7 protein-coding genes are annotated in these 8,784 nt (G+C 50.7%); 4 read left to right on the top strand and 3 right to left on the bottom strand.

What is annotated here, in order from left to right; translation table 11 throughout:
* Positions 1 to 200 precede the first annotated feature (200 nt).
* From HMPREF0636_RS01005 to rsmH, 3 genes are read right to left on the bottom strand one after another with little or no spacing between them, the layout of a single operon-like run.
* Positions 201 to 2,534, bottom strand: coding sequence for a penicillin-binding transpeptidase domain-containing protein (locus tag HMPREF0636_RS01005; RefSeq protein ID WP_052328677.1), 2,334 nt, complete (start codon positions 2,532 to 2,534; stop codon positions 201 to 203).
* A gap of 8 nt (positions 2,535 to 2,542) precedes the next feature.
* On the bottom strand, positions 2,543 to 3,004 hold the full coding sequence (locus HMPREF0636_RS08155; protein WP_052328676.1) for an FtsL-like putative cell division protein: 462 nt from the start codon (positions 3,002 to 3,004) through the stop codon (positions 2,543 to 2,545).
* Between the two features lie 17 nt (positions 3,005 to 3,021).
* On the bottom strand, positions 3,022 to 3,945 hold the full coding sequence (gene rsmH / locus HMPREF0636_RS00995; RefSeq protein WP_044167878.1) for a 16S rRNA (cytosine(1402)-N(4))-methyltransferase RsmH: 924 nt from the start codon (positions 3,943 to 3,945) through the stop codon (positions 3,022 to 3,024).
* 594 nt (positions 3,946 to 4,539) lie between these two features.
* On the opposite strand from rsmH, the gene HMPREF0636_RS00990 reads away from it, so the two are divergent.
* From HMPREF0636_RS00990 to HMPREF0636_RS00975, 4 genes are all read left to right on the top strand, one after another.
* Entirely contained in the window at positions 4,540 to 5,835 is a 1,296-nt protein-coding gene (locus HMPREF0636_RS00990; RefSeq protein ID WP_044167876.1) for a Na+/H+ antiporter NhaC family protein, read from the top strand.
* A 6-nt stretch (positions 5,836 to 5,841) separates the two neighbouring features.
* The gene (locus tag HMPREF0636_RS00985) at positions 5,842 to 6,381 is read left to right on the top strand and encodes a GNAT family N-acetyltransferase (RefSeq protein ID WP_044167874.1); all 540 of its coding nucleotides are present in this window, start codon (positions 5,842 to 5,844) and stop codon (positions 6,379 to 6,381) included.
* 82 nt (positions 6,382 to 6,463) lie between these two features.
* Positions 6,464 to 7,594 (top strand): CapA family protein, encoded by a 1,131-nt coding sequence (locus tag HMPREF0636_RS00980; RefSeq protein ID WP_044167872.1) that lies wholly within the window; start codon positions 6,464 to 6,466, stop codon positions 7,592 to 7,594.
* A gap of 26 nt (positions 7,595 to 7,620) precedes the next feature.
* Entirely contained in the window at positions 7,621 to 8,553 is a 933-nt protein-coding gene (locus tag HMPREF0636_RS00975) for a M48 family metallopeptidase (protein WP_044167871.1), read from the top strand.
* The last annotated feature ends 231 nt before the right edge of the window (positions 8,554 to 8,784 follow it).

Genomic DNA, 8,784 nt, shown 5'->3' with positions numbered 1-8,784 from the left:
GGGGGGGGGGGGGTAAAATTAAGTTAAGGGCAAGGCTACAATCGGAAAGAGAGAAGCGCTGAAAAGCCTTGCTCCCCAGCGTCTTTACCTCTATATATATCTGACTGCCAATCATCATACTTAACTAAATCTTACGCCTGCAAAGGTAAGGAAATAATTTAAATGTAAACCTAGGCTCTCAAGTTCATCACCCATACATCTTACTCTGACATGCCGAGCTGGAGTACAACCACCGTACCAGCACGAGCTAGACTACCAGAGGGGACAGACTGAGCCTGCACACTCCCTTGTCCTACTAGACGTGGCACATAGCCCATCTTACGAAGCAGGAAGCAGGCATCCATGGCACTCATCCCTACGACGGTAGGTACCCTTCCCGATGTCTGTGTATAGGATCGCACATGCATGGCTGTATCAATCTGGATGTATTCCCCCGTCTGCTTGGTAATCTGTGGCACAGGGAGGCCCATCTGAGAGAGCAGAGAGACAAGTGTCGTAGCCTTTCCCGAGGAGATATGTCGAGCGTAGGCAGAGCGGGAGCGAGACGTAGGGAGCGAGTCCAAGGGAATAGGTGCCTCAAGAGCCAACAGACTCTCGGCAATCCTACGGATAATAGGCGCAGCCATTACCCCACCACCCGCGCTATATTGACTCGAAGGCTTGCGGATTACAGCTATACAAGAGTACTTAGGAGCTTCGGAGGGAAAGTAAGCACAGAAGGATACCTGATGACGCACATGCCCCGTAGAGTCCCTATAGCCTCCTTTCCCAGAGGCTAGCTGTGCCGTACCACTCTTACCACTGATAGCAACGAACGATGAACGAGCTTTCTTCCCCGTCCCTTCCGTCACGACCCTCCGGAGCATCTCCTGCACCTCTCGGAGCGTCTCGGGCTTGCATATCTGCTCCTTAACGACCGTTGGAGAGAAGGTCGCCACTACGGCATCTCTTCGCCGTATCTCTGTGACAAAAAAGGGACGCATATACCGCCCTCCATTAGCAATAGCATTGAAGAACGCTAGTGTATAGATCGGGGGTATCTGCGTCTCATAGCCATAGGACATCCAGGGCAAAGTCGTGGCAGACCAACGATTAGGGTTATCAGAGCGTTTGCGTACTCGTGCTCGTGCATAGCCGTCAATCTCTAGCTTGAGATCCGTCCCAAACCCTAGGTCACGGATCTTCTGTACGTAGTCATCGGGGCGGTTAGCATAGCCCTTATAGATAATCTTAGCTACCCCTACATTGCTTGAGTTCACTATGGTCTGTGCTGCGGAGAGCCTACCGTAGCCTCCGTGGTGAGCATTATGGTCTCTCACTGTCGAGCCACCTACCTTCCAGAGTCCATTACCTACATCAACCGTATCATTGGGATGAATGACGCCATCATCAAGGGCAACCATCATCGAAGCAACCTTGAATGTAGAGCCAGGCTCACTAAGATCGGAGACAGCCATATTCGTAGTCTCACCATAGTCCCCCGAGCGCATGCGTTGCAGGTTTGAGATTGCTACTACTTTACCCGTAGCAACCTCCATAAGAACGACTGTACCACTCTCCGCCTCAAGCTTGCCGAGTTGCTCCCTCAGGTTACGCTCTACGATACTCTGGATGTTCATATCAATCGTCGTATAGACGCTTGCGCCATCCACAGCTGGCTGTGTGATTATTCGCTCGTAGCGACCTGCGTTATAAAAGAGTACCCCCTTCCCCATCTCTCCACGGAGATGGCTGTTATAGCTCTTCTCTATCCCGCTACGTCCATCCGTGAGTCCATCCTTACCGGCTACTGAATAGAGCTGTCCAATCGTACGATAAGCAAGGGAGCCAAAAGGATATATTCGCTTGGTACGACTCTCCGTAAATAGGAGTTTGCTGAATAGGCTTTTCTTCACTTTTCCTCTCGGTAGGAGAATAGGAGCAAATGGGGCTGTTGCCTGGATATTCTTCAGCTGCATGTAGGAGACATCCAAATTAACGACAGCACAATGTCTATCCTTCCTCTCAAACCCCTTACGCCAGTGCTCCTTAAGGCTTGCCTTAGTAAGCCCATGCTGCGAGAGGTTGTAAGTACTATCAATGACCTGAGCCAGCCGATTTATCCCCTCATCATACTCACGCCTTAGCTCAAGCACTCTAGCTCTACGAAGAGAATCCTTTGCTGTCTGCCCCTTGGGTGGTAGAGGCTCTCGAAGTGGAGCAAGGGCACCTGCCCCGAAGTCCAAGTAAAGTCTATAGAAAGGAGAAGTAATAGCTACTGGATTACCCTCACGGTCATGTATCGTCCCTCTTAATGGAGCTTCAGTAATCTGCCTTGGGGGGTTAATCCCCTCTGCCATCTTGCGGTACTGTGCTCCATCTGCGCTAAAGATGAAGAATACGATACGCACCATTACCCCAAGCATCACGAGGCAAAAAAGTGCAATCAGGTATGGATAGCGATCTTTCGTAAGCCGCTTCCACTCTGCCCCACGACTTCCCTTAAAGACCAAGCCTTTGAGCAGTACACCGATGTTCCTTAGCCACTTCTTCATAAGCAGTATTAGCGGTTAGCCTCTGGTAAATCTTGGGGTGAAGGACGCCCGCATTGCCCTGTATCTAGGAGCAAATAGGGAGGCTGGGAGGCTGGGACGAGTTGCAGACCATGCTCCTTGACACGCTCAGTGATGTTATTGATACGCTCATACTCAATCCGCTCGGCAGATATGAAAAGAGCTTTGTAGCGAATGTCTTTAAGTTTCTGCTCTAGGGCCGTAATCTCTCGGACATTCATCATGTAGATATAAGGCCAACCGATACAGATAAGTCCGCAAAGAGTAATAAAACAAATGAAGAGCCCATTACGGCGAAGCCATGGTGACGCCCAGATGTTCTCTTCCCAGCCCTCAAAAAAGTCCTCGTCATACTCCTTTGTATCAGTCTGATGAGCTGCTGGGCTTGTCTGCTCAGCCTCCTCCCACAGATGAGGCTCCTTTAGCTCGGTATCTTGCTCTGGTAAATTCATTGATCCTTGTAAAGAGGTTATATAAGCTCAGCGATACGTAGCTTGGCACTACGCGAGCGGGGGTTACGTGCTAATTCCTCGGCGCTTGGTGTGATGGGTTTACGTGTAATCATACGCCATGGTGAACGCTCAGAGCCATAAATCTGCGCCTCCCTTGAAGAAGTATCATCGCTCCCCTTGAGGAAATTCTTCACTATCCGATCCTCTAGTGAATGATAAGTCATCACCACCAGTCGGCCCCCTGGGCGTAAAACGGTCTTTGCTCCTTCCAATAATTCCTCTAGGGCTATCAATTCCTCATTGACCTCGATACGCAGTGCTTGAAAGATGCAAGAGAGCTGCTTCTTCTCTTGGTCGGGACGTACAGCAGGTCGCACAGCTGAAATAAGGTCACCTACCGTTGCGAAGGTCTTCGTGCTACGTGCCTTTACAATGAGCTGTGCTAGACGCCTACTCTGTCGTAACTCTCCATAGCGATAGAGTATATCAGCGAGTTGCTCCTCCCCATACTCATTGAGCAGGTCTCGTGCCGATCGCCCTTCACGATTGTTCATACGCATATCCAGCAGGGGTGTCTCAGCTCGGAAGCTAAAGCCACGCTCCAAGTCGTCGAAGTGATGAGATGACACACCGAGATCTGCCAGCACAGCATCGACCTTACCTATCTGGTCATAATAATCCATGAAGCGAGACAGATGGCGGAAGTTACTTGCTATAAAGGTGAATTGCTCTTGCTCCTCTGCTCTGAGGGCAGCATCCGGATCTTGGTCAAAGGAATAGAGGTGTCCCCCATCGGTGAGGTGACTTAGGATAGCACGGGAATGCCCTCCCCCTCCAAAGGTCACGTCTACATAAACTCCACTTGCACTAAGGCGCATCCCCTCCAGACACTCCTGAAGTAGGACTGGCACATGATAGTCTTCGGCACGTACTATATCCATCGCAGATTAATCAACCTCACAAAGATAGGCAATTATACCCTAAGCGCATAGCTCACCACCTCATTCTGTGGGCTTTATTCCCCTACCCTCCTCACACGCTTGAGGGAGCAATCCGAAGCCTCCCAAACGCCCGAACAAACAATCCGCATAAGAGACTATGAATTAAACATTTACGCAAAGTATAAAATCTCTCCTCAACGAGTTACCATAACTCGCCATAATGAGTTGTGGTAACTCGTTTGAGAGACTTATGGTAACTCGCCAAAGAGAGTTATAGTAACTCGTTACAACGACTTATGGTAACTCGTCATCCCCCCTTTAAATCCCTTTCAGTAGGGAAGTTTTCAGAAAGTGATCCAAGGTGCATCAAACTGCATGTACACACCCCTTAGGAGCAGGGAGGAAAGGTATAGGCAGGTAGAAAAACTATTATAAGGAAGAAGCATTCATGCCCCAACTAGGAGGAGAAAGAGATAACGCCTATATATCTACCACTAATAGTAGAGGAGTTTAAGTACCTTTGTGTCACTACCTCCAGCAAAGCGAGGTAGTAGGTTGCTTTCTTCTGAATTATTGACCTTTTCGGCTTAGCTTATGCAAGAGACCTCTACCTCTAAGCGTCCTAGTTGGATTGGCTTGACGCCTCTTCTCGTCTTCCTCCTCGTGTACCTTGTAGCCTCCGTTGCATCAGGGGACTTCTACAAGATGCCCATTGCGGTGGCGTTCCTTGTAGCATCTGGCTATGCCCTAGCCATTACACGAGGGTTGAAGCTCGAAGACAGGGTCCTACAGTTCTCTCGAGGAGCGGCAGACACGAATATTCTACTGATGATATGGATTTTCATCCTTGCTGGTGCATTCGCTGGTGGGGCAAGGAGTGTCGGAGCGGTAGATGCAACAGTAGATGTCATCCTCAGCGTCCTACCACCATCCCTTCTCTTGCCAGGTCTGTTTCTCGCCTCATGCTTCATATCCCTCTCCATAGGGACAAGTGTTGGGACAATTGTGGCTCTCGTCTCTATTGCTCTAGGCTTAGCTGGGAACCTCGGGCTCTCACACGCCCATGTGGTCGCCATCGTTGCGAGCGGTGCCTTCTTCGGGGACAACCTCTCGTTCATCTCCGACACGACGATTGCAGCCACTCGGACACAAGGCTGTGGGATGAGGGATAAGTTTCGAGTGAATTTCTGTATCGTATTTCCGGCTGCACTTATTGCTCTCTCCATCTACCTTTTCCAAGGGTTAGACCTACCAGCCAAGCCACACGTATCGGAGCAGTCTCCATGGCTCATCATCCCTTACTTCCTTGTGCTTATTGCGGCCATCGGGGGAGTAAATGTCTTGCTTGTGCTAGCTATCGGGATCGTCTCGTGTGGTATTCTGGTCTTATGTATCGGGGGAATTTCAATCTGGGACTGGGTATCCTCGCTCGGGGAAGGAATTGGTGGGATGGGCGAACTGATAACAGTTACACTCCTAGCCGGAGGCATGCTGGAGCTCATCCGTTACAACGGAGGTATTGACTACCTCCTCTCTCGACTCACTCGCCACATCAGCGGTAAGCGTGGAGCAGAGCTAACCATAGCAGCACTTGTCTCGCTAGCTAATCTCTGCACAGCAAATAACACAATCGCCATCCTCACCACGGGCAAGGTGGCACGAGAAATCACGGAGCAGTATAAGATTGACCCTCGGAAATCCGCCAGCATCTTAGACACCTTCTCCTGCTTCATTCAAGGGGTCATTCCTTACGGCGCACAGCTACTTCTGGCCTCGAGTCTCACAGGGCTCTCTCCCATCGAAATCATCCCCCACCTTTATTATACCTTCATCATGGGAGCGATGGCCCTGCTCGCTATTCTCCTTCGCTATCCCCGCAAATACTCTTAACCTGCTATGGCAACACTCGAGCTACAAGTCCTTGACTGGGGAAACGAGCCACCCGCATCTCTTCGCCTCATTTATGAGGAAGCATTCCCCATCGAGGAGCGAAGACCTTGGGAAGAACTCTTCGGTACAGAGCCATGGGAGCATATCACTTGGCTCATCACCCTAGATACTATACCTGTTGGCTTTGCTGTCGGGTGGGAGTTGCCCTCAGCTCATTACTTCGAGTACCTAGTCATTGATCCAAGTCATCGTGGTCAGGGGCTAGGTTCGAAGGTCCTCGAGATACTAAGCTATAAGTATGATAATGAGTATCCCGTCGTGCTGGAGTGTGAGCCTGCGGGCTATACACCAATGGCAGAGCGGCGACTCGATTTCTATGCAAGGCATGGGCTACATCCCCTACCCTTCGCCTACAAACAGCCACCCTACGGCGAAGACCTTCCTTGGGTGGAGCTCCATCTCCTATCTAATAGAGCGATGGATAGCTGTAGCTACGAGCAGATACGGAGTGAGATACATCGCCTCGTCTACAAGGTGACCGAGTGAACACCGAGAGCCAAGGGTACTAAGCTGAACCCACTTAGCTTATTCTAAGTATCTTTGCATCCAATCGAATTTAAGCAGTCAGATGTATCGGCAGGTCTTTATCAAAGGTATCATCCTACTCACTATTGTCCTCAGCCTCCTCCCCTCATGCAAGCAAGGGAAGAAGACCGGGGGGGCAAGTATCGTCACACCCCAAGAGGAGGCAAAGGCCGATACCCTAGAGCTGGTCTTCGCTGGAGACATAATGACACATGGGCCACAGATAAAGGCTGCTGATCGGGGTCATGGTACTTACGACTTCACCCCTTCCTTTGAGCTCGTTCGTCCAATGATTGAGCGAGCCGATCTTGCCCTTGCCAATCTGGAAACAACATTTGGAGGTACCCCCTATCGTGGCTACCCAATGTTCTCCTCTCCCTCTTCCCTAGGCTCGGCGCTGAAAGAAGCAGGCTTCGATGTCCTTACCACAGCGAACAACCACAGCTGTGACCGTGGACGCTATGGTGTGGTCAATACGATAGATGTACTTGATAGCCTAGGGATACGCACAACAGGGAGCTACCGCACAAAAGCAGAGCGCAGTCAGCGTACCCCACTTTTTATAGATGTAAGAGGCGTTAAGCTCGCAGTCCTCGCCTATACCTATGGGACAAATGGCCTTCCCATACCTCAGCCTGCCCTCGTGGATACGATTAACTTAGAGCAAATCTCCGATGATCTTCGCCGTGCGGATAGCCTCGGGGCAGACTATAAAATCGTCCAAATCCACTGGGGGAACGAGTACGAGAAGCACCCAAGCAAGCGACAGAGGGATCTCGCTGCAGCCCTCTCTCGTCTGGGCGTGGGAGCTGTAATCGGGAGCCATCCACATGTCGTGCAGGACAGCGAGTGGATCGAGGAAGAAGGGGCAAAGATGAAGAGCTTTGTCATCTATTCTCTGGGCAACTTCATCAGTAATCAGACAAGCCCAGCTGCCACTCGTGGGGGAATGCTCCTTTCGCTTGAACTAATCCGAGAGCGAGGTACAGGGCGGTGGACGACACGGCCAAGCTATCAGTACGTCTTCGTACAGAAGCGCACGCCCTCTGGTCATTCTATTTATCGCCTTCACCCCGTAAGTCTCGATTCCATTCCCGAAGGAATTACCCCCAGCGAAACCTCTGACCTCAGAGCAATGCAACGTCACTATAAGAGCATTCAGCTCGTACACTAGTTATCACCAAGTATTACATATAGGTTATGAAGATATGTCCAAAGAGCCTCATCGCTCTCGCCTCATCAGCACTGTTATTTCTCTCTAGTTGTGGCTCTGTACCCATTACGGGGCGTCGTCAGCTGAGCCTCGTATCAGATAGCGAAATCCTGAGCGCAAGTGCTACACAGTATAAGCAGTTCATCAGTAAGTCTCAGGTGAGCCGTAACGGCACATACAACGCCAAAGTCACGCAAGTAGGACGAAGACTTGCGGCAGCGACCAATAGCTACCTCAAGCAAAACGGCTACGAATCTCTGCTAGAGACACTGAGCTGGGAGTTCAATGTCGTCGATAGCAAGCAGGTTAACGCTTTCTGTATGCCTGGGGGGAAGATTGTAGTCTACACAGGTCTGCTGACGCTTGTGGGTAACGGAGCACATTCCGATGACGAGCTAGCAGCAGTCATGGGACACGAACTCAGCCACGCCCTAGCTAAGCACGCCAACGAGCGTATCAGTAATCAGCTCCTGCTCCAGGCGGGAGGACAACTCCTTGGCGCAACGGTCGGCGCACGCTCTCAGCTCCTCGGCGGACTAATCAACCAAGCCTATGGGCTAGGTGCTCAGGTAGGTGTGATGCTCCCCTTCGGGCGCAAGCAAGAGTACGAAGCCGATAAGATGGGGCTTGTCCTCATGGCCATGGCAGGCTACGACCCTCGCTATGCCGTAAACTTTTGGCAGAAGATGGCGCAGTCCAAGGGCGGTGCACAGCAGAGCGAACTCCTCAGCACACACCCCAGCGATGCCAATCGTATCCGTGCGATTGAGGCTTACCTCCCTACCGCATTGCAGTACTATCAGGGTGCCAGCCACTCCAGTACACCCGCTACTACTGGCACTAAGACCAAGTCTACCTCCAACACGAAGTCTAGCCAAACTGTCCGAGCCAGCGAAGTAAGCAAGTACCTCAAGAAGTAGCGCTATCTTACGACTTGAAGAATCTCTATTTTGCAATTGATTATAAAAACTTTACCTTTGCAGGCGTAAGATTAATTAAGAGCAATGGCAAGTAGTCAGAAATATATAGATATAGAGGCACTGGGAGGCAACACCTCTCGGCGTCTCTTCTTTACTGACGCTCGTCAAAACCTTAACATAATTTTACCCCCCCCCTACTAGCGGGAAACAATACTTAACAAAGAGTAGAAG

The organism is Porphyromonas catoniae ATCC 51270 (genome assembly GCF_000565015.1).
GTDB lineage: Bacteria > Bacteroidota > Bacteroidia > Bacteroidales > Porphyromonadaceae > Porphyromonas > Porphyromonas catoniae.
This window is presented reverse-complemented; position numbering and strand designations above follow the sequence as displayed.

Coding starts and splice junctions, on each gene's coding strand:
- HMPREF0636_RS01005 (WP_052328677.1), bottom strand. CDS start 2,534: ATGAAGAAGTGGCTAAGGAACATCGGTGTACTGCTCAAAGGCTTGGTC.
- HMPREF0636_RS08155 (WP_052328676.1), bottom strand. CDS start 3,004: ATGAATTTACCAGAGCAAGATACCGAGCTAAAGGAGCCTCATCTGTGG.
- rsmH (WP_044167878.1), bottom strand. CDS start 3,945: ATGGATATAGTACGTGCCGAAGACTATCATGTGCCAGTCCTACTTCAG.
- HMPREF0636_RS00990 (WP_044167876.1), top strand. CDS start 4,540: ATGCAAGAGACCTCTACCTCTAAGCGTCCTAGTTGGATTGGCTTGACG.
- HMPREF0636_RS00985 (WP_044167874.1), top strand. CDS start 5,842: ATGGCAACACTCGAGCTACAAGTCCTTGACTGGGGAAACGAGCCACCC.
- HMPREF0636_RS00980 (WP_044167872.1), top strand. CDS start 6,464: ATGTATCGGCAGGTCTTTATCAAAGGTATCATCCTACTCACTATTGTC.
- HMPREF0636_RS00975 (WP_044167871.1), top strand. CDS start 7,621: ATGAAGATATGTCCAAAGAGCCTCATCGCTCTCGCCTCATCAGCACTG.